This is a genomic window from Bradyrhizobium sp. AC87j1 (assembly GCF_002936975.1).
Taxonomy (GTDB): Bacteria; Pseudomonadota; Alphaproteobacteria; order Rhizobiales; family Xanthobacteraceae; genus Bradyrhizobium; species Bradyrhizobium shewense.
The window spans coordinates 1-25371 of record NZ_PTFE01000046.1 but is presented as its reverse complement, the minus strand read 5'-3'; the positions used below and the strand labels follow the sequence as shown (position 1 = coordinate 25371).

The following is a 25371-nucleotide window of genomic DNA, read 5'->3' as shown; positions in this document are numbered from 1 at the left end:
GCGACCTGCCGCTTATGCATCCGTCATTCCGGGATGGTGCGCCGGGACTGCGCGCAGCGCGGGCCTGGCGTACCAGACCCGGAATCTCGAGATCCCGGGTTCGACGCTCCGGGCCGCGCTTGCGCGGTCCCGTCGCATCGCCCCGGGATGACAGGAGAGATAACGCTCAGAGCAGCCCTGCCCCGCGCGCCCACTTATACTTGGCGCCGAGGACCTCGACTGGCAGCTCGGTCGAGTAGGCGTAGGCCGGGATGCCGTTCTGGTAGAGATATTCGGCGGCTTCCTCGACCTCGACGTCGCCGGCGAGCGAGGCGACGATCGGCTTCACGAAGCCTTTCGCCTCCATCTCCTTCTTCACCTCGACCATGTTGCGGGCGAACACCATCGGCGGCGTGACGATGGTGTGCCAGTAGCCGAGGATCAGCGAGTGGATGCGCTCGTCGGACAGGCCGAGCTTCACCGTGTTGACGTAGGTGATCGGAGGCTCGCCGCCGGTGATATCCACAGGATTTCCGGCAGCTCCAAACGGCGGGATGAACTTCCGGAAGGCCGCGTCCAAATCCGCCGGCATCGACATCAGCGACAGGCCGTTGTCGACGCAGGAGTCCGACAGCAGCACGCCCGAGCCGCCGGCACCGGTGATGATCAGCACGTTCTCGCCCTTCGGCGTCGGCAGCACCGGCACGCCGCGGGCGAACTCGAGCAGTTGCCGCAAGCTACGAGCGCGGATCACGCCGGACTGCGCCAGGACGTCCTCGTAGATCTTGTCGTTACCGGCCAGCGCGCCGGTATGCGACGACGCCGCCTTCGCACCTGCAGACGTGCGGCCGGCCTTGAGCACGACAACCGGCTTCTTCTTGGAGACGCGTTTTGCGGCTTCCGCAAAGGCGCGGCCGTCCTTCAGGTCTTCGCAATGCTGCGCGATGATCGCCGTGTTCGGATCCTGCTCGAAGAAGGCGAGCAGATCGTCCTCGTCGATATCGGATTTGTTGCCGAGGCCGACGATCGCCGACACGCCCATTTTCGCCGAGCGCGAGAAGCCGATGATCGCCATTCCGATGCCGCCGGATTGCGACGACAGCGCCGCCGAGCCCTTGACGTCGTAGGCCGTGCAGAAGGTCGCGCAGAGATTGGCGGGCGTATAGTAGAAGCCGTAGATGTTCGGCCCCATCAGGCGGGTGTCGTACTTCTTGCCGACCTCGACGATCTCGGCCTGCAGCTCCGGCGCACCGGCTTCGGCGAAGCCCGACGGAATCAGCACCGCGCCCGGGATTTTCTTCTCGCCGCATTCGGTGAGCGCGGCCGCCACGAACTTCGCCGGGATCGCGAACACCGCCGTGTCGATCACGCCAGGCACGTCCTTGACGCTCTTGTAGGCCTTGTAGCCGAGGATCTCGGTGGCCTTGGGATGAATCGGATAGATGTCGCCCTTGTAGCCGCCGTTGATGAGGTTCTTCATCACGGAGTTGCCGATCTTGCCGTCCTCGGCGGAGGCGCCGACCACGGCGACCGCCTTCGGCTGCATGATGCGGCTCATCGCCGCGACGATTTCCTCGGTCGGGCGCGGCTTCGGCTTCGGCACATAGGCGAAGTCGACGACGATGCGCACGTCGGCGGCGGTCGCGCCCTTCGCCGTCGCGAACACCGGGTTGAGGTCGAGCTCGACGATTTCAGGGAAATCGGTGACGAGCTGCGAGACCTTGACGATGACATCGGCGAGGGCGTTGCGGTTGACCGGCTCGCCGCCGCGCACGCCCTTCAGGATCTCATGCGCCTGGATGCCGTCGAGCATCGAGAGCGCGTCTTCCTTGGTCGCAGGCGCGAGGCGGAAGGTGATGTCCTTGAGCACCTCGACCAGCACGCCGCCGAGGCCGAAGGCGACCAGCTTGCCGAACGAACCGTCGGTGATGGAGCCGACGATGACCTCGGTGCCGCCGGCCAGCATCTGCTGCACCTGGACGCCGTCGATCTTGGCATCGGCCTTGTACTTCCTGGCGTTGCCGAGAATGGTCTCGTAGGCCTTCTCGGCTTCTTCGGCGGTCTTGAGGCCGACGATGACGCCGCCCGCTTCGGTCTTGTGGAGAATGTCCGGCGAGACGATCTTCATCACGACCGGGAAGCCCATCGACGAGGCCATCTTGCCGGCCTCGCCCGCCGACTTCGCCACGCCCTCCTTCGGCACCGGAATGCCATAGGCGTCGCAGACCAGCTTGCCTTCCGGGGCCGTCAGGCTGGTGCGGTTGTCCGCCTTGACCTGGTCAAGCACCTTGCGGACGGCTTCTTTGGAATTGGACATGTGGCTTCTCCCTTGACCTCAGTTCGTTCTTTTCAAAGCGCGCGCGTGGTTTTGCGGCTGCCCGTGATGCTTGCCATTCGCCGCGCTCTGTTCCATTCCGCGGAACGGAGCGGCATAAAGCGCCAGACTACTCCGCCGCCGTGGATCAAAAATGGCTGGCGATGGCATTTGGTATGCCAGAAGCCAACTTGTCAAGCTGTGGCATCGCTTAGAACGCCGCAAAAAATAGCCAGCTTGACATTCTGGCATGTGGTATGCCAAAAACTTTCCCGTTAATAATCCTGTAAAAGACGACTCCCACTGGAGGAGATTCGTCGTGTCACTGCGGAAACCAACCAAGGCGTTGCCGAACATGGCCGAGGCAGATATCGCAATCGTTCGTATTGCCCCGGAGAGCAGCTTCAAGAACAAGGCGTATGACGCCTTGAAGGAAGCCATCCTCAGGATGGACATCTATTCGACGCCCGAGCCGGTGATGCTCGACGAGCGCGCGCTGTCTGAACGTCTGGGTGTCAGCCGCACGCCGATCCGCGAAGCCATCGCGATGCTCGAGCAGGACGGCTTCGTGAAGACGGTGCCGCGCCGCGGCATCATGGTGGTGCGCCGGACCAAGAGCGAGATCGTCGACATGATCCGCGCCTGGGCGGCGCTGGAAAGCATGGCCGCGCGCCTCATCACCACCACTGCGCGCAAGAAGGACATCACGGCGCTGCGCGATTACTTCAAGGACTTCGGCAAGGACCGCCTGCCCGAGGATCACGTCGAGGAATATTCGCGCGCCAATATCGCCTTCCATCAGGCGCTGATCTCGCTGTCGGAATCGCCGGTGCTGGTCGATCTCACCAACGACCTCCTCCTGCACGTGCGCGGCTATCGCCAGCTGACCATCGGACGCAAGGACCGCACTGCGACCTCGCTGCCCGAGCATCTCGGCATGATCGAAGCACTGGAGGCGCGCGACACCGAGCTCGCCGAGAAGCGTGCCCGCGACCACACTCTCGGCCTTGCCGCTTACGTCGAAGCGCACGGCCAGGAACTGTTTACTTAACCAAGCAACGTTCACCAGAAGGGCGAACAATTCGCCCCACTATCTGAGACCAGGGAGACAAGGCCCATGCTGAATACCGCGACCAAGTCCGAGGCACCGGGCACCGAGCAGGAGCTGACGGATGGCTTCCATCTCGTCATCGACGCGCTCAAGCTGAACGGCATCACCACCATCTATAATGTGCCGGGCATCCCGATCACGGATTTGGGCCGCATGGCGCAGGCCGAGGGCATTCGCATGATCTCATTCCGCCACGAGCAGAATGCCGGTTATGCGGCGGGCATCGCCGGCTACCTCACCAAGAAGCCCGGCATCTGCCTCACCGTCTCCGCGCCCGGCTTCCTCAATGGTCTCACCGCGCTCGCCCACGCCACCACCAACTGCTATCCGATGATCCTGATCTCGGGCTCATCCGAGCGCGAGATCGTCGACCTGCAGCAGGGCGACTACGAAGAAATGGACCAGCTCGCGATTGCAAAACCGCTGTGCAAGGCGGCCTATCGCGTGCTGCACGCGCAGGACATCGGCATCGGCCTGGCCCGCGCCATCCGCGCTGCTGTCTCGGGCCGTCCGGGCGGCGTCTATCTCGACCTGCCGGCCAAGCTGTTCGGCCAGGTGATGAACGCCGATGCCGGCCAGAAGTCGCTGGTCAAGGTGATTGATGCTGCGCCCGCGCAGATCCCCTCGCCCGCTTCCATCAAGCGTGCGCTCGACGTGCTCAAGAGCGCAAAGCGTCCGCTCATCATCCTCGGCAAGGGCGCGGCCTACGCGCAGGCCGACGAGGAGATCAAGACCTTCGTCGAGAAGAGCGGCATCCCCTTCCTGCCGATGAGCATGGCCAAGGGCCTCCTCTCCGACACGCATCCGCAATGCGCAGGTGCTGCCCGCTCGACGGTGCTGAAAGAGTCCGATGTCGTGCTGCTGATCGGCGCGCGGCTGAACTGGCTGCTCTCGCACGGCAAGGGCAAGAACTGGGGCGAAGCGCCCAAGAAGTTCATCCAGGTCGATATCGAGCCGCGCGAGATGGACTCCAACGTCGAGATCGTCGCGCCCGTCGTCGGCGACATCGGCTCGGTCGTCTCCGCCTTCAACCAGGCGATGGCTTCGGGCTGGACCGCACCGCCCGCCGAATGGACCAAGGCGATTTCGTCCAAGCGCGAAGAGAACGTCGCCAAGATGGCGCCGAAGCTCATGAACAACAAGTCGCCGATGGACTATCACGGCGCGCTCGGCGTGCTGAAGAACGTCATCAAGGAGCATCCGGAGGCGATCCTCGTCAACGAAGGTGCCAACACGCTCGATCTCGCCCGCGGCGTCATCGACATGTACCGGCCGCGCAAGCGTCTCGACGTCGGCACCTGGGGCGTGATGGGCATCGGCATGGGCCAGGCGATCGCGGCCGCACTCGAGACCGGTCACCCCGTGCTCGCGGTGGAAGGCGACTCGGCGTTCGGCTTCTCCGGCATGGAGGTCGAGACCATCTGCCGCTACAACCTGCCGATCTGCGTCGTGATCTTCAACAATGACGGTATCTATCGCGGCACCGACGTCAACGGCGCCAACGCCGATCCGGCAACGACGGTATTCGTCAAGGGCGCGCGCTACGACAAGATGATGGAAGCCTTCGGCGGCGTCGGCGTGAATGCCACCTCGCCCGACGAGCTCAAGCGCGCCGTCAACGAAGCCATGAAGTCCGGCAAGCCGACGCTCATCAACGCGGTGATCGATCCGGCTGCGGGCTCGGAGAGCGGCCGCATCGGCAATCTCAATCCGCAGAGCGTTCTGCAGAAGAAGAAGTAAGTCCACCCCCTCAACCCTTTATTCCCTGCGGTTAGCGGGGGCAGACACAGAGTACGGAGCAACACGATGACCAAAGCGCTCACGGGCGTTCGCATTCTCGACTTCACCCACGTTCAATCAGGACCGACCTGCACGCAGCTGCTCGCCTGGTTCGGCGCTGACGTGATCAAGGTGGAACGTCCGGGCGTGGGTGACATCACCCGCGGCCAGCTGCAGGACATCCCGAACGTGGACAGCCTGTATTTCACCATGCTCAACCACAACAAGCGCTCGATCACGCTCGACACCAAGAACCCCAAGGGCAAGGAAGTCCTCACCGAGCTGATCAAGAAGTGCGACGTGCTGGTGGAAAACTTCGGCCCCGGCGTGCTCGACCGCATGGGCTTCCCCTGGGAGAAGATCCAGGCCATCAACCCGAAGATGATCGTCGCCTCGATCAAGGGCTTCGGCCCCGGACCGTACGAAGACTGCAAGGTCTATGAGAACGTCGCCCAGTGCACCGGCGGCGCCGCCTCCACTACCGGCTTCCGCGACGGCCTTCCGCTGGTCACCGGCGCGCAGATCGGCGACAGCGGCACCGGCCTCCACCTCGCGCTCGGCATCGTCACCGCGCTCTATCAGCGCACCGTCACCGGCAAGGGCCAGAAGGTTACGGCTGCGATGCAGGACGGCGTACTCAACCTCGCGCGCGTAAAACTGCGCGACCAGCAGCGCCTCGCCCATGGCCCGCTGAAGGAATACAGCCAGTACGGCGAAGGCATTCCGTTCGGCGACGCCGTGCCGCGCGCCGGCAATGATTCCGGCGGCGGCCAGCCCGGCCGCATCGTCAAGTGCAAAGGCTGGGAGACCGATCCCAACGCCTACCTCTACTTCATCACCCAGGCGCCGGTCTGGGAGAAGATCTGCGACGTGATCGGCGAACCCGGCTGGAAGACCCATCCCGACTACGCCAAGCCGCCGGCCCGGCTGTCGCGCCTCAACGAGATTTTTGCGCGCATCGAGCAGTGGACGATGACCAAGACCAAGTTCGAGGCGATGGAAATCCTCAACAAGGACGACATCCCCTGCGGGCCGATCCTGTCGATGAAGGAGATCATCGAGGACCAGTCGCTGCGCGCGACCGGCACCTTGGTCGAAGTCGACCACCCCACCCGCGGCAAGTACATTTCGGTCGGCAACCCGATCAAGCTGTCGGATAGCCCGAGCGACGTCGAGCGCTCCCCGCTGCTCGGCGAGCACACTGACGAGATCCTGCGCTCCGTGCTTGGCTTCAGCGACCACCAGGTCGCCGACATCCACAAGTCTGGCGCGCTCGACCCGCCGCAGAAGCAGGCCGCGGAGTAAGCGGACCTATCAGTGAACGACGAAAGGCCGCCGGTTTCGGCGGCCTTTTTGTTCGGGCCAAGGGAACCGAACCGCAGGCCGGCCGTTATTGCTTCGACCGGCATGCTCTCAGCAGTGCGAGCGTACCGCGTCCACGGCGAGTGACCAAGCCTCGCGCCAGACCCGCCCAACACTGAAGGATTGTCCACCCTCCCGTTCAGAGGGTGACTAATCGGCTTGCAAGCGGGAGGCGCCGCGTCCGGCGCTCGCGGGCTACGCCCATTGATCGAAGTGAGGTCGAAATGTTGAGAGATCAATCCTCTGATCGGGCCAAGCGTGAAGCCAACAAGGCGTTCAAGCCTGTCAAGACGCAGAAGCCCATGACTGACTATGCGAAGGACCAGCACTCCCTCAACGAGAATCGGGAGCGGCTCAAGGCGGAGCGATTAGCCCGCGAGGCAAAGTCGAAGGAGCTGCTTGAAAAAGGCTTGCCCGAATAGGAAGCGCGCTGTCGCTGGTTACGATCTGACATCCGGCCGGTGAAGGCCGCCGAATTGGCGCCTGATCTTGAGCTAGAGCATCGAGAGAACGACGATGCCGTCTTCGAGCTCCCCGGACGCCAGCCGGGTCCGCGCGATGCGCTCGAACTCGGTGCGGTGTTTCTGAAGATAGCTGAAAGCCTGTTTCTGCGTTTGGAACGTGGTCGCGAGCCGGCACATCTGTCGGCCTGCGCCAAGCGCCAGGAAAAAGGTGATTGTGCCACCGCCGTCCGACTTGGCTCTAGGCACGACCCGCACTCTTTGGCATGTGACCGGTCCTCTCCAGATTTCGTCGGCGGCGCTGCTGAAGTCGATTATTGCGGCGGCTTCTTCTTGCGCTTCGTCGGGGTTGGTGCCGGTAACGATGCGCGAAGGGTTGCATCGGCCGCTTCCTTGGCTTCGCGCAGTTCGCGAAGCCTTGCCATGTTCTTGCGAACGTCGACCGCCTGCTTTTCGGCATCCGCCATCGCGCGTGCTCCTTCCTCAGCCGCCAGGCGCTGGCGGTTGGAACGCGCGATGCCTTCGGGTGACGGTTCTGCCGATTTCCTGGCGCTCATCCTTCACCCTGCTCCGAATAGACAAAACCCGCTCAATCCTTGCGATCGAGCGGGCAGCGTGGCCGCTTCAGTACATCCGTGAAACGGCCCCAAAGCGCGATGCGATCACGATGAACCGTCATCGCGCTTTTAGATTTGTTGTCTAAGCATGATCTTTCCGGAAAACCGCTGCGCACTTTTCCGGATCATGCCTTAGCGAGCTCAAGCCAGCGAGAGATTCTCAGCGCTGACTTTGCCCCGCATCTTGTCGGTCTTGGCCTCGAAGTTGACCTTTTGGCCTTCAGCGAGACCCGCAAGACCAGCCCGCTCGACCGCGCTGATGTGAACGAACACATCGTTGCCGCCGTCGTCGGGCTGAATGAATCCAAAGCCCTTCTGGCCGTTGAACCACTTCACGGTACCTGTCGTCATTTTCTTCTCCAAAGCGCGCAAGCGCACATTCCGCGTGACGCTCACGCAGAACCAATTCAATTCGTCGATGTCTATGGAAAAGGAGCCCGCGGGCGCATTCAACAAGGCACAGCGGCTGAACGAACGAATTCAGGGTATACCCCACCAACCCCAGTTGCAAGGCTTGGCCAAGCTTAATTGCACCAGGGACCTCGGCGGAACAGTCCCAGGTTTGAGGCGACTACGCGGGGCCTCCCTCTGGCGAAACGGCTTAGGAGTTGAACGAGGAACGGCTGCGGAATTGTGGCTTCCGTTGACGAGGCGTAGACATTCGGGCTGATCTTGCTGCTCGGAATGGGAGGTCACCATGTCACTACTGGGCAAGGCCGCCGTCGCGATGTGGTGGAGCGTTCGCCCCGAGCAGCGCACCGAGTTCGGCGACTGGCATTCGCATGAACACTTCCCGGAGCGGATGAGCATTCCCGGCTTCCGGCGCGGGTCGCGATGGACGAGCACGACGGACGCCGAAGGTTTCTTCGTGCTTTACGAGCTCGAGCAGTACGAGGTCCTCACGTCGAAGGGATATCTCGACCGGCTCAATGCGCCAACGCCGTGGTCGACCAAGATGATGCCGCATCATCTCGGCATGGTCCGCAGCCAATGCCGGATCGTCGCGAGCTTTGGCGGAGGTGTGGCGACCTCGCTTGCCACCATCAGGCTGTCGCCGGAAGCCGGACGGGATGCGCAATTGCAGACGCGCCTGTCGGAAACGCTCAGCGCATTGGCGCTGCAGCCGGGGCTGACAGGCGCCCACCTCCTCTTCACCGACACGCCTCGCACGAGCGCGCCCACCACCGAGCAGCAGATCCGCGGCAAGGACGGCGCTGCCGACTGGATCGTCCTGCTGTCGGGTTACGATGCCGATGTGGTTGACGCCGGGATCGCCGGCCAATTCTCGCCGTCGTCGCTTCACGCAGCGGGCGCTGGCGAGGATATCATGATCGGCCGCTACAGGCTGGCATTCACGATGACGCCACAGGATGTCGCAGCGATCTAGCAACCCGGCCAGAAGGACCGCTGACAAAAAAAACGAGATGCCCATGTCGGATCGGCGGCTTCCCGGTCGTCCTCGTGACATGAATGGGCCATAGACGCCAATCTCGGGCCCATCAATCACTGAGGATAACAACCATGCCCAGCACGATCCGCCTGCACCGCGTTCTCGCCACCAGCCCGCAAAAAGTCTATCGCGCTTTCCTGGAGGCCGATGCGATGGCGAAATGGCTGCCGCCGAACGGCTTCACCTGCACCGTGCATCATTTCGAGCCCAAGGTCGGGGGCACGTTCAAGATGTCGTTCCGGAATTTCACGACGGGCAACAGCCATTCGTTCGGCGGCGAATATGTCGAGCTCGTGCCCGGCGAACGTCTCCGCTACACCGACAGGTTCGACGATCCCAACCTGCCCGGCGAGATTGAGGTCACCGTGATCCTGAAGAAGGTCTCGGTTGGCACCGAAGTGGACATCACGCAGGCCGGCATCCCCGACGTGATCCCGCCGGAGGCCTGCTATCTCGGCTGGCAGGAATCGCTGCGCAATCTGGCGAAGCTCGTCGAGCCGGAGATTAATCAGTAGCGGCGGCGTTGGCGTCGTAGGGTGGGCAAAGGCGCACTTGCGCCGTGCCCACGATCTTTCCGATACGGCGACAGACGCGCGGACACGCTTCGCGTTGCCCACCCTACGGCACTGTTCGATCCGATGCGCCGTTCTACCCACGCCGTCATTGCGAGTGTAGCGAAGCAGAGTGTTTCCGCGGTGGGATTCTGGATTGCTTTGCTGCGCTCGCAATGACGGAGAATCGTTAAGCCCCCGCCTTCGCCTCGAGCCCGCCGCCGGCAGTCCAGCGGTCCGGGTTGGGGCTGTGCCCGATCAAGGCGAGCCCATAGGCGATCGACTCGAACTGGTCGCCCGACATCAGCCGTTCGTTGCCGAACCGCTCGGCGAACAGTTTTCGGACCGCCGGTACGAAGGACGTGCCGCCGGTCAAGAACACCTTCTCGATCTCGCGCGCGGTGATGCCGGCTTCGGCCAGCACCTTGTCGACGGTGGCCCCGAGCCGGGCGATGTCGTCGGCAATCCAGGATTCGAAATTCTTCCGCGTGATGGCCGCGCCGATGTCGACGCCGCCGCCCTTGAAGCGGAAATCCACCTCGTCCTGCGCCGACAGCGCGACCTTTGCGTCGGACACCGCGCGGTACAGCGAAAAGCCGAGGTCGAGATCGACGATGGTGATGAAATCCTCCAGCAGCTTCGGCTTCAGCGCGGTGCGCGCAAGCTCCCTCAGCTCGCGCAGATCGCCGTTGCTCTTCATCATCGCCAGCTGATGCCAGCGCGCCAGGTTGGTGTAATGGCCGCTGGGGATCGGCAGCACCTTGTCGAAGGAGCGGAAGCTGGAGCCCTTGCCGAGCCGCGGCGAGACGACGTGGTCGACGATGCGGTAATCAAACGTGTCGCCGGCGATGCCGATGCCGGCGTGGCCGAGCGGCTCGGCGCGAAGGCTGCCGCCCGCGCGCGAGAAACGCATCACGGAGAAATCGCTGGTGCCGCCGCCGAAATCCGCAACCAGCACGGTGGCATCGCGCTCCAGCCTTCGGGCAAAGGAGAACGCCGCGCCCACGGGCTCGTAGACATAGCGCGCATGGCCGGCGCCCAGGCGCTCGAACGCTGCGCGGTAGCGCTGCATCGCCAGCGCCTCATCGGGATTGCCGCCGGCGAAGCGCACGGGGCGGCCGACCGTGATGGTCGAGGTCTCGAAGCCGAACCTGTCGCCGCCATGGCGCGCCAGCGTCCGTAGGAACGCCGCCAGAATGTCCTCGAACTTGAAGCGCTGCCGGAACACCTGCGTGGTGTTGAAGCTGCTGCTCGCCGCAAACGTCTTGAACGACTGCAGGAAGCGGTAGACGTGGCGTCCTTCCAGGAATTGCTCGATCGCCCAGGGGCCGCCCTCGGCCTGGGCGCCGACGCCTGGCCGGTCCTCCCAGAAGCACAAAGCCGATACATAGACGCTGTGGCGCTGTCCGCCGTGGTCGAAGCGGATGGCCTCGACCCGGCGGTCGTCCGCCGCAAGGGCGACGACCGTATTGCTGGTCCCAAAATCGATGCCGATCGAGACGGCGGGCGAGGCGCTCGACATGAACCACTCTGACAGATGATTGGAAGGGGGCAGACCACTAGCGGCTTTGACTTGCCCTGCCAAGCCTTGCCCTGCCAAGCCTTGCCCTTCAAAGCCTTGCCCTGCAAAGCCCCTCGCCTATTAAGGCTCGCTTTAGGTTCGCGCCGGTGGACCCCGATTTCCGCTTCAATCGAATGAATAAGCCCTTGATCGCCATTTTCGGCGTTCGAGGATGGCGTCTAAGACGGAAAAGCCTTCTTTGGGGTACGCCATTTAAGCCCGAACCGGCCCCATTAACTCGTCATTATGCTGCGATGCGGAACTTTCTATGCTGCTATGCAAACAAACGCGTAGACAGTGGCATCTGGTATACATAGTTTCATCCCCAGACGAGACGCCAAGACTGATCGTCTCAAGAAAGGGAATTCCAATGTCCAAGACTGCTTCCGTCGCTTTCGCCCCCTCCTCCTCGCTGTTCAGCCGCTTTATGGCTGCAGTCGACCGTTTCCTGATGGCGAGCGCCGAGATCTCGAACCACAACGGCGACCTGCCGCGTTTCGGCCTGTAAGAAGGCCTCCCGCGCAGCCGAAACGGCGCGCGGCCCGCAGACGGTTCGTTTGATCAATGGCCCCCTCGTCGGGGCCATTTTCTTTTGGTCCCCGCTTCGCCCGCGAACACAACTGCGACGATTGGTCCGCCGATTTGGGCGGCCGTCCAATTGTGAGCCAGCTGGCATCTCGCATACCATTCGACAACCAAAAACGATTGCACGACCAAGGTGCTGGATGGGGATGCAGAGCGCGGGACAGGAACGGCCAAGGAGATGGCACGTTTGCCAATCATGGCGGAGCCTTAGCCCAAAGGAGCGGATGTCGCGCCTTGTCCCCGCTCATAAACTTCTGGTTGGTGAGGCTGCAATGGGAGATCGACCGCAAAGGTGACCCCAAGCGTGTGAATCCAGATGGGCTGACGCGAGCTGGCAAAGAACGGCCGCGTTTCGACAGGGAGAGAAACGAGATGAAGTCATTCGTTCTGAATGTCGCTTTGGCGGCAATGGCGATGTCGTGCGCCGGCAGCACTGCAAGTTTTGCGGCCTGGGAGCCGGTTCGGCCGGTCGAGTTCATCGTGCCCGCGGGCACCGGTGGCGGCGCCGATCAGATGGCACGAACCATCCAGGGCATCGTCACCAAGCATAATCTCATGAAGCAGCCGCTGGTCGTCATCAACAAGGCCGGCGGTGCAGGCGGCGAAGGCTTTCTCGACGTGAAGACGTCGTCGGGCAATCCGCACAAGATCATCATCACGCTCTCGAACTTGTTCACGACGCCGCTGGCAACGGGGATTCCGTTCAACTGGAAGGATTTGACTCCGGTCGCGATGCTGGCGCTGGATGAATTCGTGCTCTGGGTGAATGCCGAAAAGCCGTTCAACACCGTCAAGGATTACGTCGACGCCGCGAAGAAGGCACCAAGCGGCTCATTCAAGATGGGCGGCACCGGCTCGAAGCAGGAAGACCAGATCATTACGGTCGGCATCGAGAAGGCGATCGACGCGAAGTTCACCTACATCCCCTACAAGGGCGGCGGCGAGGTCGCGGTTCAGCTCGTCGGCAATCACGTCGATTCCACCGTCAACAATCCGATCGAGGCGGTCGCGCAATGGCGCGGCGGCAAGCTCCGCCCGCTCTGCGTCTTCGACGCCCAGCCGATGGCCTATGACGAGCCGATCGCCGAGGGCAAGGCCTGGAAGGACATTCCGACCTGTAAGTCGCAGGGCCTCGCGATGGAATATCTCATGCTGCGCGGCATCTTCATGTCGCCCAAGGCCACCAAGGATCAGGTCGAGTATTACGTCGAGCTGTTCAAGAAGGTTCGCGCCACGCCGGAATGGCAGGATTTCATGAAGAGCGGCGCCTTCAACACGACCTTCCTGGCTGGAGCCGACTACGCCAAATGGATCGAGGCGGAGGAGAAGCGCCACGAAGGCCTGATGAAGGATGCCGGTTTCCTCGCGCCGGGAAATTGATTCCCGAATCGATCCGCGACATCGATGACGGATGAGGACGCCGGTCGTCCTCCCGTCTGCTGCGAAACGTGCGATTCCGCCTGGAGCTCCCATGACTGAACAATCCGAATCCGGTCCGGCCCACAAGACGGTGGAGATCGGCATGGCGCTGTTGATCGGCGTCTTCGGCCTGATCGTGATCTTCGGCAGCATCAAGGCCGGCATCAACTGGGGCGCGGAGGGTCCGCGAGCCGGGTTCTTCCCGTTCTATGTCGGCGCCGTCATCGTCGGCGCGAGTGCCATCAACCTGTGGCACGCGCAGCGCGACGACGACGGCCGGCTGTTCGCGGAATGGGGACAGCTGCGCCAGGTCATGAGCGTCGTCGTGCCCACCGCGATCTATGTCGGCTCGATGCCGTTCATCGGCCTCTACATCGCCTCGATGGTCTTCATCGCCTGGTTCATGCGCTGGCTCGGCGGTTATCGCTGGCTGACGGTCATCGCGGTGGCGGTCGGCATGCCGGTGGTGACCTATCTCGTTTTCGAGCGCTGGTTCCTGGTCCCGCTTCCCAAGGGGCCGTTCGAGGAGTGGCTCGGTCTGTAAGGGCCACGCATTCATTCAATTGCTGCTGCAGGACGTATCGATATGGAAGAGTTGGCCAATCTATTTCACGGCTTCGCGGTCGCCCTGCAGCCCTACAACATCATGCTGATGATCATCGGCATCACGCTCGGGGTCATCATCGGCGTGCTGCCGGGGCTTGGGGGCGCCAACGGCGTGGCGATCCTGCTTCCCCTGACCTTCAGCATGCCGCCGACGTCGGCGATCATCATGCTGTCATGCATCTATTGGGGCGCATTGTTCGGCGGCGCCATCACCTCGATCCTGTTCAACATCCCCGGCGAGCCCTGGTCCGTGGCGACCACCTTCGACGGCTATCCCATGGCGCAGCAGGGCAAGCCCGGCGAAGCCCTGACGGCCGCCTTCACCTCCTCCTTCGTCGGCGCGCTGTTCGCCGTCATCATGATCACGCTGGTCGCGCCGCTGGTCGCGGGCTTTGCGCTGCGATTTGGTCCGGCGGAGAAGTTCGCGGTGTACTTCCTCGCCTTCTGCAGCTTCGTCGGCCTCAGCAAGGAGCCGCCGTTCAAGACCATCGCGGCAATGATGATGGGCTTTGCACTCGCAGCGGTTGGCCTCGATTCGATCACCGGGCAATTGCGACTGACCTTCGGCGTCACCGAGCTGCTCAACGGGTTCGACTTCCTGATCGCCGTGATCGGCTTGTTCGGGATCGGCGAGATTCTGCTGACCATGGAGGAAGGGCTCGCCTTCCGCGGCGGCAATGCCAGCATCAACCTTCGGGTCGTGCTTCAGACTTGGCGCGAGCTGCCCACCTACTGGATGACCTCGCTGCGCTCCTGCCTGATCGGCTGCTGGATGGGCGTCACACCCGCCGGAGCGACGCCGGCATCCTTCATGAGCTACGGCATCGCCAAGCGCCTGGCGCGGCGCGGCAACAATTTCGGCAAGGGCGAGATCGAAGGCGTGATCGCGCCGGAGACGGCCGCGCATGCGGCAGGCACCTCGGCGCTGCTGCCGATGCTGTCGCTCGGCGTGCCCGGCTCGCCGACGGCTGCCGTGCTGCTCGGCGGCCTCCTGATCTGGGGCCTGCAGCCAGGTCCGATGCTGTTCGTCGAGCAGAAGGAATTCGTCTGGGGCCTGATCGCTTCGATGTATCTCGGCAATCTCGCCGGCCTCATCGTCGTGCTCACCTGCGTGCCGCTCTTCGCCGCGATCCTGCGCGTGCCGTTCGGCATCATCGCCCCGCTCATCCTGGTGCTGTGCGCGATCGGCGCCTATTCGGTGCACAACAGCACCTTCGACGTGATGCTGATGCTGGTGTTCGGCGTACTCGGCTATCTCCTGAAGAAGTGCAACTACCCGCTCGCACCTCTCGTGCTCGCCATCGTGCTCGGCGACAAGGCCGAGGAAGCCTTCCGCCAATCGCTGCTGGGATCGCAAGGCTCGCTCGGGGTGTTCTTCTCCAACGGCCTCGTCAGCACCATCATGGCGCTCGGTCTGGTCGCCCTGTTCTGGTCCGCGATCCAGGAAGGCTACAGCCGGCTGCGCATGTCGATGGCGTGAGGCGCGCGCAGGCGCATTCGGCGTCGGCGGCCGCCGATTCCGCCGGGCGGCCGAGCTACTGGGATATAGAATTCCAGGATTGAGCGTTCACTGCACGGCCGCGCACCCGGATGTGCCCGGGGCAGCGCGCACCACCGACCGGAAGCTGAAAATCGCGGAGGCACGGATTCCCGCGCCTGCTTGCGGCTTTCGCCACGACAAGCAAGACTTCTCACAAAATCAATGGGTTGATCGCAGGCTGGAAGCCGATTGGGCTTTACAATCGAGCAGCCATGGTGCATGTGAAGAATCCGCGATATTTCGCCGCACCCTCCAGTCCTTCGCTTGAATCTTGGCATAATGAATACCAGGATGCGAACCAGCGCACGCATAAAAATGATCGGCGCCTTCGGGAGGGTTTTTTATGACAGATATGGTGCAGTCAACAGCGGCCCCAAGCGTCGCGCGCGTCAGCGATGCCTATCGCTGGACGCAGTTGGCGGTTGGCGTCGCCGCGATGGTGATGATCGCCAACTATCAATACGGCTGGACGTTCTTCGTCCCTGACATCCAGAAGAAGTTCGGCTGGGATCGCGCGTCGATCCAATGGGCCTTTACGCTCTTTGTCCTGTTCGAGACCTGGCTGGTCCCGATCGAAGGATGGTTCGTCGACAAGTACGGTCCGCGCATCGTCGTGCTGGTCGGCGGCGTTCTCTGCGCCATCGGCTGGGCGATCAACGCGCAGGCCACCACGCTCAACGGCTTCTATCTCGGCATGATCATCGCGGGCATCGGCGCCGGCGGCGTCTACGGCACCTGCGTCGGCAACGCGCTGAAGTGGTTTCCGGACAAGCGCGGTCTTGCCGCGGGCATTACGGCCGCGGGCTTCGGTGCGGGCTCCGCGCTGACCGTCGCGCCGATCCAGGCCATGATCAAGGACAGTGGATTCCAGACCACCTTCCTCTATTTCGGCCTCGGACAGGGCATCATCATCTGCATCCTCGCCTTCTTCCTGCTCGCACCGAAAGCAGGCCAGGTGCCGAACGTGGTGGCGAATGCCAATCTGCTGCAGACCCGGCGCAACTACCAGCCGACCGAGGTGCTGCGTCAGCCGATCTTCTGGCTGATGTACTTCATGTTCGTGATCGTCGGCGCCGGCGGCTTGATGGTGACGGCCAACCTGAAGCCCATCGCGGCCGACTGGAAGGTCGACAACGTGCCCGTCACGCTGATGGCGGTGACGATGACGGCGGTGACGTTCGCGGCCACCATCGACCGCGTGCTCAACGGCCTGACGCGTCCGTTCTTCGGCTGGATCTCCGACATGATCGGCCGCGAGAACACGATGTTCATCGCCTTCGGCATGGAAGGTTTCGGCATCTGGATGCTCTACCTCTGGGGCCACGATCCCCTCTGGTTCGTGCTGCTCTCGGGCTTCGTGTTCTTCGCCTGGGGTGAGATCTACTCGCTGTTCCCCTCGACCTGCACCGACACGTTCGGCGCCAAGTTCGCGACCACCAATGCCGGCCTGCTCTACACTGCGAAGGGCACCGCCGCACTGCTGGTCCCGATCGGCAATTACATGCAGCAATCGTCGGGCACGTGGGACAGCGTGTTCATCATCGCGGCCGGCGCCAACATCCTGGCTTCGCTGCTGGCGATCGCGGTGCTCAAGCCCTGGCGCAAGGTCGTGGTCGCAAAATCGACCATCTGACACGCTCCATCACAGCTCTTCATCGAGCAGACGCCCGGCCTCACGGCCGGGCGTTGTCGTTTTGGCGACGTCTTGCAGCGCCGTTCCCGCTCCAATGGAACCGCAGATTTGTGACAATCCGCCGCAGATAGGGCTTGCATTCTGGAATATGGTATACCAAGCTCCGCGCCGCGCTTGCGACGATAAGCCACAACATTTGCGACACTGGGTCATCTTGCCATCCAAAGTCGTGATCAATCAGGCGCGTTGGGAGGTTCTTGATGATTTCCAGCACGGACGGCGCCGTCACGGCCGCGCCTCTTCGCACCGGTTTCCGTTGGCTCCAGCTCGTCATGGGCATCGTCTGCATGGCGATGATCGCCAACCTGCAATACGGCTGGACGCTGTTCGTCGATCCGATTGATGCGGCCCACCACTGGGGACGCGCCGCGATCCAGCTCGCCTTCACCGTCTTCGTCGTCACCGAGACCTGGCTGGTGCCGATCGAGGCCTGGTTCGTCGACAAATACGGCCCGCGCATCGTCGTCATGTTCGGCGGCGTAATGATCGCACTGTCCTGGATTCTCAACTCCTATGCCGACAGTCTCACTTTGCTCTACGCGGCCGCGATCATCGGCGGCATGGGCGCGGGCGCGGTGTACGGCACCTGCGTCGGCAACGCGCTGAAATGGTTTCCCGACCGCCGGGGCCTTGCCGCCGGCGCGACCGCCGCGGGCTTCGGCGCGGGCGCCGCGCTCACCATCGTGCCGATCGCGACCATGATCGCATCGAGCGGCTATCAGCACGCCTTCTTCACCTTCGGCATCGGCCAGGGCGTGATCGTGTTCGTGCTCGCCTTCTTCATCCAGCCGCCGCGGCTCTCGATCCCGCCGAAGAAGAAGCAGCTCAACCTGCCGCAGACCAAGATCGACTTCACCCCGCCGCAGGTGCTGCGCAGCCCTATTTTCTGGGTGATGTATCTCGTCTTCGTCATGGTCGCATCCGGCGGCCTGATGACCGCGGCGCAGATCGGCCCGATCGCGCACGACTTCAAGATCGCCGACACCCCGGTCACGCTGGCCGGCTTCCAGATGGCGGCACTGACCTTCGCGATCTCGCTCGACCGCATCCTCGACGGTTTCGGACGCCCCTTCTTCGGCTGGGTCTCCGACACGATCGGCCGCGAGCACACCATGTTCATCGCCTTCGGCACGGCGGCGCTGATGCTGCTGACGCTGTCGGCTTACGGTCATGTCCCGGTCGTGTTCGTGCTCGCGACCGCCGTGTATTTCGGCGTGTTCGGCGAGATCTACTCGCTGTTCCCGGCGACCTGCGGTGACACCTTCGGCTCGAAATTCGCGACCACCAACAACGGCATGCTCTACACCGCGAAAGGCACCGCCTCGCTGCTCGTCCCGCTCGCCAGCGTGATCTCGGCGACGTACGGCTGGAAGGCCGTGTTCGTGGTCGCGGTCGCGTTGAACGCGACGGCGGCGCTGACGGCGTTGTTCGTGATCAAGCCGATGCGCCGCTCCTTCATCCTCGGCAAGGAAGCCGAGAGCGCGAACACCGCAACCGGCAGCGCCGAGACCACTGCAAAGACCGAGACGGCGTAGCCGCCGCTTACATTGCAGGGATCAACAAGGGGCGCAGCGATGCGCCCCTTTCTTTTTCGCACACGGCAAACGTCAGTATTGCTGTCGCAAGATTTTTCGGATCGCCCAAACCAGCCCTTGACGATTGGCATTATGTATACCACACTTCCAGCAACATTCACCCAGGGAGGTTGTAATGCTGGTCGGAGACATTCTGCGCAAGAAGACACCGCGCGTTGTCACGGTGCGAATGAACGAAACGGTGGGTATCGCCGCCAAGCTGATGCGCGCCAACAACATCAGCGCTCTCGTGGTCAAGGACGTGGTCCGCTCCGAGGGCAATACCGCCGTCGGCATGTTCACTGAGCGCGACGTGGTGCGCGCCGTCGCCGAGCACGGCGCGAATGCCGTCAACGTCAAGGTCTCGCAGCTCGTCTCGGTGCAGCAGCTGGTGTCCTGCAGCTCGAGCGATACGATCGAGCAGGTCCGGCATCTGATGAACCGGCATCACATCCGCCATTTGCCCGTCATCGACGATTACAGCCTCGTCTCCGTCATCAGCATGCGCGACATCGCAGCTGCCATGGACGAGGCCATCAACGGCACGCCGCAAGCGGCAGCCTAAAGCGACGCACACTTCCCCTGTGACTACCGGCCGGCTCGGACACGTTCGAGCCGGACCGGATCTTTCGTCCCAAAATTCCGGTCTCCCGCGAGGATTTCATGAAGATCTGCATCTACGGCGCCGGCGCAATCGGCGGATATCTCGGGGTTCAGCTTGCACGCGCAGGCGCCGATGTCAGCCTCATCGCGCGCGGCGCCCATCTTGCCGCAATGCGCGAGCGCGGCCTGACGCTGCTCGCGGGCGAGGAGAGGCACACCGTGCATCCGCGCTGCACCGACGATCCCGCCGAGCTCGGCGTGCAGGACTACATCATCATCACGCTGAAGGCGCATTCCATCACCGGCGTGATCGAGAAGATGCAGCCGCTGCTCGGGCCGCACACCCGCATCGTCACCGCCGTCAACGGCATCCCCTATTGGTACTTCTACAAGCACGGCGGCCAATACGAGAATTCGACGCTGGAGAGCATCGACCCCGGCGGACGACAGTGGCGCGAGATCGGCGCCGAGCGCGCCATCGGCTGCATCGTCTATCCCGCCACCGAGATCGAGGCGCCCGGCGTGATCCGCCACGTCTACGGCAACAACTTCCCGCTCGGCGAGCCCTCCGGCGAGATCACGAGCGACGTGCAGCGCCTTGCCGATCTGTTCGTCGCGGCCGAGCTGAAGGCGCCGGTGCTTGACCGCATCCGCGACGAGATCTGGCTCAAGCTGTGGGGCAATGTCTGCTTCAACCCGATCAGCGCGCTGACCCATGCAACGCTCGACGTGATCTGCACCGATCCGTCCACGCGCGCGCTGTCGCGCGCGATCATGGTGGAGACGCAAGCGATCGCCGAGACCTTCGGCGTCAAATTCCGCGTCGACGTCGAGCGCCGCATCGAGGGCGCCCGCAAGGTCGGCGCGCACAAGACCTCGATGCTGCAGGATCTCGAGCGCGGCCGCCCGATGGAGATCGACCCGCTCGTCACCGTGGTGCAGGAGATGGGCCGTCTCACCGGGATCGCGACGCCCGCGCTCGACTCGGTGCTGGCGATGGTGACCCAGCGCGCCCGCATCGCCGGCCTCTATGACGGCGTCTCGACACCTTCAGATCCCCGCGCACTGGCGGTGGCGTGATGGCGGGCGAGATGAAGCAGTGGCTGCGCTTCCGGAATAATGGCGCGACCGGGTTCGGCACGCTGACGCCATCGGGTATCAGCGTGCACGAGGGCGAGATGTTCGGCCGCAACACCGCGACCGGCAAGATTCTGGCGCTGTCGGAGGTCGAGCTGCTAGCGCCTTGCGCGCCCAGCAAGATCGTCGCGCTCTGGAATAATTTCCACGCGCTCGCCGCCAAGCTCAACCAGCCGGAGCCGCCGGAGCCGCTGTATCTGCTGAAGGCCACCACCACCATCACGACGCCCGGCGCCGTGATCCGCCGTCCCTCTTATTACGACGGCAAGACCACCTATGAAGGCGAGCTCGGCATCGTCATCGGCAAGACCTGCGCGCGTGTCTCCCCCAGCGAAGCCAACAGCTTCATCTTCGGCTACACCTGCGTCAACGACATCACCGCCAACGACATCCTGACCAGCGACCCCACCTTCCCGCAATGGGCCCGCGCCAAGGGCATCGACGATTACGGTCCGTTCGGCCCGGTCATCGCAACCGGCCTCGATCCGGCCAAGCTGACCGTCCGCACCATCCTCAACGGCGCGGAGCGGCAGAACTACCCGATCTCCGACATGATCTTCTCGGCGCAGGAGCTGGTCAGCAAGATCTCCCACGACATGACCCTGCTCCCCGGCGACCTCATCGCCGTCGGCACCTCGGTCGGCGTCGGCGTGATGAAGGAGCCGGTGAACACGGTCACCGTCGCGATCGACGGCATCGGCGAACTCACCAACGAGTTTCGGCTGTAGCCGCATCCACCGTCCCGTAGCCCGATTTATTCTCGCCGCAGCGCGGCAAAATTGATCCGGCGCAAATCGCGCCGGCACGGCCGCCTTATCCTCCGGCAGTCAATTTCTGACGCCAGGGAGGATCGCCATGACGAATGCCAGTAATGCACTTTTGTGGACGGCTCTGTACTTTGCTCTCGCGTTCGGTGCGATCTTCGCGGTCTGGTTCGCCGACAAGATGCGCTCGAACTTCCTCGGGAAATAGCGAGCGGCGCCGCAGCCCGGATGAGCGGAGCGACATCCGGGACGCCTCTTCGCATGGTCCCGCCCCGCATGTCGCTCCGCTCGTGCGGGCTACTAACGCTACTCGATCCGTCGTGGCCGGCCCTGTCCCGGCAAGCCCGGGCATGACGCGTGTGTGGAAACTCTGTCCGGGAAAACCCGGCACCTTCCGCGCCGCCGCCACCCATCGGCCAACGCAACCAGTCGTGGATCACGCCGCCCGAAACAGCCCACTAACCTCCCCGCCCCTTGCGCTCGGTTCCACTCTTGGCAATCATGGCGAAAATGTGTGCCGGCGTGTGGAATTCACGATGTGGCTGTTTTTCCTGGTTGCCTGGTTCGGCCTGTTGGCCATCGTCGCGGTCGTCGCCCAGCAGGCGTTCGGTCACGACATCAGTCACCTGCCCGCCTGGTTCGCGGACCTGCCGGTGCCGCAACGCGTCGCGACTGGCGTCTTCCCCGCCCTCGCACTGGCCCTGATCGGCGCTTCAGCCTGGCGGCTGTCACGCCAGGACCGCAGCCTGAAGACGCTGCGTGACCGGCTCAAGAAAACCCGCGAGGACGTCGTCGTCGCCCACGCCCTGCAAAACCGCTTGGATGCCACCGTCCAGCATTTGATCGAGAGCGACCCCAGGGAGGCGGTCTCCGCGCTGCACGACAAGCTGGGCGAGACCGAGCAGCGCGCGCTGCTCCAGCAGGGCCGCAACCAGTCCACCGACATGCACGACCAGCTCGCCGAAATCCGCAGTCGCCAGCAGCACCTGCGCGACATGGTCGGCAAGGTCGCCGAGCAGCGCCGCGCGGTCGAGCCGGTCTTCACCGAGATCCGCGACCGCCAGAATCAGCTCGAACGCTCCCTGCACGATCTCGAGACCGACGACCGCAAGAACAACCTCGCCGATCGGCAGAGGGACATCGCGCGTGACGTGGCGGCGCTTCTAGGACGGGTGAACGGCGTCCAGGAGACATTTGCGACCCTCAACCAGTACAAGGAGGATCTGGCGAAATCCCACGCCGAGCTGGTGCCGCTGCGGTCAACCGACGCCGGCATCAACGCCCTGATCGGCGAGCTCAGCCTCAGCCACGAGCGCCTTGCCAAGACCATCGACGAGCTCGAGACCGGCGGCGAGACGCCGCTTCCCACCCGCGTCGAGACGTTGTCGAAGAACAAGATCGAGATCGAGCAGCGCCTCGCCCGCATCGACGACAGCTTCAACATTCTCAAAAGCATCCGGCTCGACTTCGAGGAGCTCGGCCAGCGCCAAGCCCAGCTCGAACGCTCGCTCGCCGATGTCGAGACGGACGCCAACGGCAAGACCCTTGCCGACCGCCAGAACGCGCTGAACGATTTCGTCCTGCAGTCGCGACACCGCCTCGGCGCCCTGCAGGAGACGCTGGCGACGCTCAACGCCTTCAAGGCGGAGCTGTCGAAATCGCAGGCCGACCTCGTCCCGCTGAAGGCGCCGGTGTTCGGCATCGAGGCCCTGATCGCGGAGGTCGGCACCACCCGCGACCTCCTCGCCAAAACCGTCGGCGAGATCGAGGCCAACGGCGACGTCACCCTCGCCTCGCGCGTCGACGCGCTCACCAAGAGCAAGCGCGAGGTCGAAGACCGCCTCGCTCGCATCTTCGACAATTTCAACGCGCTCGATGCCTTGCGCAAGGACATCGGCGGCATCTTCTCGACGATCAGGAGCAGCCTCAACCGGATCGGGTGAGTTGCCGCGTAGGATGGGTAGAGCGAAGCGAAACCCATCACCTCTCCTCGCGAAAATAGCCGATGGGTTTCGCTTCGCTCTACCCATCCTACGGATCACGGGCTGACTGCGGCGCCCCGGAAACATCCAGACACATCACATCTGCGCGCGTCAGACATATGCCGCCAACATGTCCCGCGCGCGCCGCAACTTGGTCGCATTCGGCCGCCCTTCTGTGAGGCGTGTCTGGGGGCACGGCATGGCCGTGTTTGGACCAAACCTTCTAGGGGTATGACTGTGAAGAAGATTGTATTTGCTCTGGGTGCTACGCTTGCTCTGGTGACGGTTGCGAACGCTGCAGATCTGCCGCGCCGCCAGCCCGTGCCGGCCTATCCGGCCGAGCAGGCACCGATCGGCAAGATGCCGATTGGCAAGAGCCCGGTTGGAAAGGCCCCGATCGGCAAGGCGCCCGGCCCGGTCGCTGCGCGTTACTGAGACGCAGCGCAAGACTAGCGTAAGCGGCTGACAGTCGAGGGGCACAGCGTGACGAACAAACCTGATCGATCGGGACCCTGCATCCTTGCGGGGTTTGCCCTCGCGGCCATGATCGCGTGTACGACGCCCTCGGCCTCGGCCCACGAAGCGAACAAGCGCGTTGCCGACGCCAACGCGCTTGCCACGACCGACTCCACATCGCGGCCTCAGCCGCAATCGACGCGGCGCTCCGTCGCGCGCGTGGAGAAAGGTCCCTATTACGTCGACTTCCGTGCCCGCACGGCCGCGAGCTGGGGCCACGCCTTCGTCTGGTACGGCAAGACCAGCGAGAAGGCGGTCGAGGTCGCAGGCCTCACGCCCGCCGGCGACACGTTTGCATACGTGCTCGGCCACCTCACCTTCGTGCCGTCGGAGACCGGTGCGAGCTACGGCGATCTCGATCCGGAATATCTGACCGCGAGCTACCGCGTGTACCTGAACGAAGCCGACGCCAAGCGCGTGTTCGCCTACATCAAGAAACTGCAGGCGAGCTCGCCGGTCTGGAACGCCGAGACCACCAACTGCACCGGCTTCATCGGCGACATCGCCGAGTTCATGGGCCTGAAGGTCCCCTATCGCTGGCAGCGCCCGGAAAACTTCGTCAACAGCCTCAAGGACATGAACGGCGGCCGCCGGATGGTGCGGCTGTCGGCGGAGTAGCTGCCCCTGTGGCGGCGGCCTTGTAGCCCGGATGGAGCGAAAGCGAAATCCGGGACGGCCCTCGCTTGTCGCATGAGTCCCGGATTGCGCTACGCTCCATCCGGGCTACGAACCTCCACCGTCACCTCCGGCGTCATCGCTGTTCATGCGACGAAGCAATCCAGAGTGTTTCCGCGGAGGGATCCTGGATTGCTTCGCTGCGCTCGCAATGACGGTGGTTGATGCAGCGGTGCCGCATAGCGCTCCGGCCACGTTCGGAGCACCTCACCCGTCGGGCAAAACACCCCGCCAATTTCTCCACTCCGCTTGTCAATCCTCACCCGCCAAAATATTCCACTTTACCGAAATTCGGATTTGTCGTACGCACAAGCCACCCTGGCCCGAGACAAGGGGCGGATCGCGATCGTCACGAACCGCGGGCCGGGGTGCGATGGACGCGACGGCGTCGGGCGCGAGCAGCAATTGCAGGGCGGGAAACCGTGAGCAAAGCGCTTCGCGCATACGACCCGGCGCCGACAGCGTCTTCGCATGGCTTCGGGCGCGAGCACACGCCAGCACTCGAAGCGACATGCGAGGACGTGCGCGGACGGCCAAGTCGTGTGGTCCTGACGCCCGGGGTCTGTGCGTCAAGTCCTGCGGTGATGTGGCGGCCAACCGGTGCGCGCATCAGTCATCCGCAAGGCGACGGGGGCAATAGTGCATCGCTCCCCGGGGAGAGCACGAAGTACGCCGTAAACCATCGCGCAGGGAAGGCCGGGCGTTCGGCTCACCTGTGGTCCACCCCGTGTGCATCTTTTTCGTGCACGGACTTACGGGTGCCCGCCGGCGCCCGGCCTTCCCTGCGCCCTTGTCTTTCATGAGGGCAACGCGACGAAGCAAAGCTCGGGCGCAGATGCCGCGAGAGCGCGAAGGCGTGTCTTGATCGGACAAGAATTGCACATGGCCCGCGAGCGCAAATCTACGACCGTCACCCTGAGGTGCGCGCTCGGGGGCGCATCGCGCCACTGAGCAAGCCTCGAAGGGCGACAGCCCGACGCTCGCAGCGTGGCCGCCCATCCTTCGAGGCTCCCTGCACGTTGCTTCGCACCGTGCAGGTCGCACCTCCAGCGACAACCGCTTCGCGGTTGCGCGGGGATGACGGACGAATAC

General features: G+C 63.6%; 23 protein-coding genes. 18 read left to right on the top strand and 5 right to left on the bottom strand.

Features of this window, described 5'->3' with window-relative positions; all coding sequences use genetic code 11:
* Positions 1–166: 166 nt before the first annotated feature.
* Positions 167–2296 carry an acetate--CoA ligase family protein gene (locus CV770_RS22785; protein ID WP_104463938.1) on the bottom strand — a complete coding sequence of 710 codons (2130 nt, stop codon included), beginning with the start codon at positions 2294–2296 and terminating at the stop codon, positions 167–169.
* A 352-nt stretch (positions 2297–2648) separates the two neighbouring features.
* Here CV770_RS22785 and CV770_RS22780 point away from each other — a divergent pair, with 352 nt between their 5' ends.
* The 4 genes from CV770_RS22780 to CV770_RS22765 all read left to right on the top strand — a co-directional run bounded on the left by CV770_RS22780 (position 2649) and on the right by CV770_RS22765 (position 6967).
* Entirely contained in the window at positions 2649–3344 is a 696-nt protein-coding gene (locus CV770_RS22780) for a GntR family transcriptional regulator (RefSeq protein WP_161966556.1), read from the top strand.
* A gap of 66 nt (positions 3345–3410) precedes the next feature.
* Positions 3411–5144 carry an oxalyl-CoA decarboxylase gene (gene oxc, locus CV770_RS22775; protein ID WP_104463937.1) on the top strand — a complete coding sequence of 578 codons (1734 nt, stop codon included), beginning with the start codon at positions 3411–3413 and terminating at the stop codon, positions 5142–5144.
* Between the two features lie 66 nt (positions 5145–5210).
* Positions 5211–6488 carry a formyl-CoA transferase gene (gene frc, locus CV770_RS22770; protein WP_018315863.1) on the top strand — a complete coding sequence of 426 codons (1278 nt, stop codon included), beginning with the start codon at positions 5211–5213 and terminating at the stop codon, positions 6486–6488.
* 281 nt (positions 6489–6769) lie between these two features.
* Entirely contained in the window at positions 6770–6967 is a 198-nt protein-coding gene (locus CV770_RS22765; protein ID WP_104463936.1) for a hypothetical protein, read from the top strand.
* Between the two features lie 72 nt (positions 6968–7039).
* Here CV770_RS22765 and CV770_RS22760 read toward each other — a convergent pair whose 3' ends face one another.
* From CV770_RS22760 to CV770_RS22750, 3 genes are all read right to left on the bottom strand, one after another.
* A complete protein-coding gene (locus tag CV770_RS22760; RefSeq protein WP_018315861.1) occupies positions 7040–7264 on the bottom strand; it encodes a hypothetical protein in 225 nt (74 codons plus the stop codon).
* A 56-nt stretch (positions 7265–7320) separates the two neighbouring features.
* Positions 7321–7563: a hypothetical protein gene (locus CV770_RS22755; RefSeq protein ID WP_018315860.1), complete on the bottom strand. Its 243-nt coding sequence runs from the start codon at positions 7561–7563 to the stop codon at positions 7321–7323.
* 201 nt (positions 7564–7764) lie between these two features.
* A complete protein-coding gene (locus tag CV770_RS22750) occupies positions 7765–7974 on the bottom strand; it encodes a cold-shock protein (RefSeq protein ID WP_026201564.1) in 210 nt (69 codons plus the stop codon).
* Positions 7975–8320: 346 nt separating this feature from the next.
* Between CV770_RS22750 and CV770_RS22745 the strand changes: the two genes are divergently transcribed.
* A complete protein-coding gene (locus tag CV770_RS22745; protein ID WP_104463935.1) occupies positions 8321–9010 on the top strand; it encodes a hypothetical protein in 690 nt (229 codons plus the stop codon).
* Between the two features lie 134 nt (positions 9011–9144).
* Positions 9145–9588, top strand: coding sequence for an SRPBCC family protein (locus CV770_RS22740; RefSeq protein ID WP_104463934.1), 444 nt, complete (start codon positions 9145–9147; stop codon positions 9586–9588).
* Positions 9589–9814: 226 nt separating this feature from the next.
* On the opposite strand, the gene CV770_RS22735 is transcribed toward CV770_RS22740, so the two are convergent.
* The gene (locus tag CV770_RS22735; protein ID WP_104463933.1) at positions 9815–11146 is read right to left on the bottom strand and encodes an Hsp70 family protein; all 1332 of its coding nucleotides are present in this window, start codon (positions 11144–11146) and stop codon (positions 9815–9817) included.
* 409 nt (positions 11147–11555) lie between these two features.
* Here CV770_RS22735 and CV770_RS42710 point away from each other — a divergent pair, with 409 nt between their 5' ends.
* The 12 genes from CV770_RS42710 to CV770_RS22675 all read left to right on the top strand — a co-directional run bounded on the left by CV770_RS42710 (position 11556) and on the right by CV770_RS22675 (position 24222).
* Positions 11556–11693 (top strand): hypothetical protein, encoded by a 138-nt coding sequence (locus CV770_RS42710; protein ID WP_162832240.1) that lies wholly within the window; start codon positions 11556–11558, stop codon positions 11691–11693.
* A 449-nt stretch (positions 11694–12142) separates the two neighbouring features.
* Entirely contained in the window at positions 12143–13150 is a 1008-nt protein-coding gene (locus CV770_RS22725) for a Bug family tripartite tricarboxylate transporter substrate binding protein (protein WP_091953036.1), read from the top strand.
* 91 nt (positions 13151–13241) lie between these two features.
* Positions 13242–13733, top strand: coding sequence for a tripartite tricarboxylate transporter TctB family protein (locus CV770_RS22720; RefSeq protein WP_091953039.1), 492 nt, complete (start codon positions 13242–13244; stop codon positions 13731–13733).
* Positions 13734–13775: 42 nt separating this feature from the next.
* Positions 13776–15275 (top strand): tripartite tricarboxylate transporter permease, encoded by a 1500-nt coding sequence (locus tag CV770_RS22715; RefSeq protein ID WP_028143032.1) that lies wholly within the window; start codon positions 13776–13778, stop codon positions 15273–15275.
* 403 nt (positions 15276–15678) lie between these two features.
* Complete coding sequence (oxlT, locus tag CV770_RS22710) at positions 15679–16968, top strand: oxalate/formate MFS antiporter (RefSeq protein ID WP_091953041.1); 1290 nt, start codon at positions 15679–15681, stop codon at positions 16966–16968.
* 260 nt (positions 16969–17228) lie between these two features.
* Entirely contained in the window at positions 17229–18563 is a 1335-nt protein-coding gene (gene oxlT / locus CV770_RS22705; protein WP_091953043.1) for an oxalate/formate MFS antiporter, read from the top strand.
* A 175-nt stretch (positions 18564–18738) separates the two neighbouring features.
* Positions 18739–19167, top strand: coding sequence for a CBS domain-containing protein (locus tag CV770_RS22700; protein WP_091953045.1), 429 nt, complete (start codon positions 18739–18741; stop codon positions 19165–19167).
* Between the two features lie 98 nt (positions 19168–19265).
* On the top strand, positions 19266–20285 hold the full coding sequence (locus CV770_RS22695) for a 2-dehydropantoate 2-reductase (RefSeq protein ID WP_104463932.1): 1020 nt from the start codon (positions 19266–19268) through the stop codon (positions 20283–20285).
* Positions 20286–20296: 11 nt separating this feature from the next.
* Positions 20297–21070: a fumarylacetoacetate hydrolase family protein gene (locus CV770_RS22690; RefSeq protein WP_245453836.1), complete on the top strand. Its 774-nt coding sequence runs from the start codon at positions 20297–20299 to the stop codon at positions 21068–21070.
* A gap of 572 nt (positions 21071–21642) precedes the next feature.
* A complete protein-coding gene (locus tag CV770_RS22685; RefSeq protein WP_201759984.1) occupies positions 21643–23049 on the top strand; it encodes a coiled-coil domain-containing protein in 1407 nt (468 codons plus the stop codon).
* 270 nt (positions 23050–23319) lie between these two features.
* Positions 23320–23523 carry a hypothetical protein gene (locus tag CV770_RS22680; protein WP_104463929.1) on the top strand — a complete coding sequence of 68 codons (204 nt, stop codon included), beginning with the start codon at positions 23320–23322 and terminating at the stop codon, positions 23521–23523.
* A 48-nt stretch (positions 23524–23571) separates the two neighbouring features.
* Complete coding sequence (locus tag CV770_RS22675) at positions 23572–24222, top strand: hypothetical protein (RefSeq protein ID WP_104463928.1); 651 nt, start codon at positions 23572–23574, stop codon at positions 24220–24222.
* Positions 24223–25371 lie beyond the last annotated feature (1149 nt).

Excerpts from the sequence above, each read along its gene's own strand:
- CV770_RS22785 (WP_104463938.1), bottom strand. The coding sequence starts at position 2,296 with ATGTCCAATTCCAAAGAAGCCGTCCGCAAGGTGCTTGACCAGGTCAAG.
- CV770_RS22780 (WP_161966556.1), top strand. The coding sequence starts at position 2,649 with ATGGCCGAGGCAGATATCGCAATCGTTCGTATTGCCCCGGAGAGCAGC.
- oxc (WP_104463937.1), top strand. The coding sequence starts at position 3,411 with ATGCTGAATACCGCGACCAAGTCCGAGGCACCGGGCACCGAGCAGGAG.
- frc (WP_018315863.1), top strand. The coding sequence starts at position 5,211 with ATGACCAAAGCGCTCACGGGCGTTCGCATTCTCGACTTCACCCACGTT.
- CV770_RS22765 (WP_104463936.1), top strand. The coding sequence starts at position 6,770 with ATGTTGAGAGATCAATCCTCTGATCGGGCCAAGCGTGAAGCCAACAAG.
- CV770_RS22755 (WP_018315860.1), bottom strand. The coding sequence starts at position 7,563 with ATGAGCGCCAGGAAATCGGCAGAACCGTCACCCGAAGGCATCGCGCGT.
- CV770_RS22750 (WP_026201564.1), bottom strand. The coding sequence starts at position 7,974 with ATGACGACAGGTACCGTGAAGTGGTTCAACGGCCAGAAGGGCTTTGGA.
- CV770_RS22745 (WP_104463935.1), top strand. The coding sequence starts at position 8,321 with ATGTCACTACTGGGCAAGGCCGCCGTCGCGATGTGGTGGAGCGTTCGC.
- CV770_RS22740 (WP_104463934.1), top strand. The coding sequence starts at position 9,145 with ATGCCCAGCACGATCCGCCTGCACCGCGTTCTCGCCACCAGCCCGCAA.
- CV770_RS22735 (WP_104463933.1), bottom strand. The coding sequence starts at position 11,146 with ATGTCGAGCGCCTCGCCCGCCGTCTCGATCGGCATCGATTTTGGGACC.
- CV770_RS42710 (WP_162832240.1), top strand. The coding sequence starts at position 11,556 with ATGTCCAAGACTGCTTCCGTCGCTTTCGCCCCCTCCTCCTCGCTGTTC.
- CV770_RS22725 (WP_091953036.1), top strand. The coding sequence starts at position 12,143 with ATGAAGTCATTCGTTCTGAATGTCGCTTTGGCGGCAATGGCGATGTCG.
- CV770_RS22720 (WP_091953039.1), top strand. The coding sequence starts at position 13,242 with ATGACTGAACAATCCGAATCCGGTCCGGCCCACAAGACGGTGGAGATC.
- CV770_RS22715 (WP_028143032.1), top strand. The coding sequence starts at position 13,776 with ATGGAAGAGTTGGCCAATCTATTTCACGGCTTCGCGGTCGCCCTGCAG.
- oxlT (WP_091953041.1), top strand. The coding sequence starts at position 15,679 with ATGACAGATATGGTGCAGTCAACAGCGGCCCCAAGCGTCGCGCGCGTC.
- oxlT (WP_091953043.1), top strand. The coding sequence starts at position 17,229 with ATGATTTCCAGCACGGACGGCGCCGTCACGGCCGCGCCTCTTCGCACC.
- CV770_RS22700 (WP_091953045.1), top strand. The coding sequence starts at position 18,739 with ATGCTGGTCGGAGACATTCTGCGCAAGAAGACACCGCGCGTTGTCACG.
- CV770_RS22695 (WP_104463932.1), top strand. The coding sequence starts at position 19,266 with ATGAAGATCTGCATCTACGGCGCCGGCGCAATCGGCGGATATCTCGGG.
- CV770_RS22690 (WP_245453836.1), top strand. The coding sequence starts at position 20,297 with ATGAAGCAGTGGCTGCGCTTCCGGAATAATGGCGCGACCGGGTTCGGC.
- CV770_RS22685 (WP_201759984.1), top strand. The coding sequence starts at position 21,643 with ATGTGGCTGTTTTTCCTGGTTGCCTGGTTCGGCCTGTTGGCCATCGTC.
- CV770_RS22680 (WP_104463929.1), top strand. The coding sequence starts at position 23,320 with ATGACTGTGAAGAAGATTGTATTTGCTCTGGGTGCTACGCTTGCTCTG.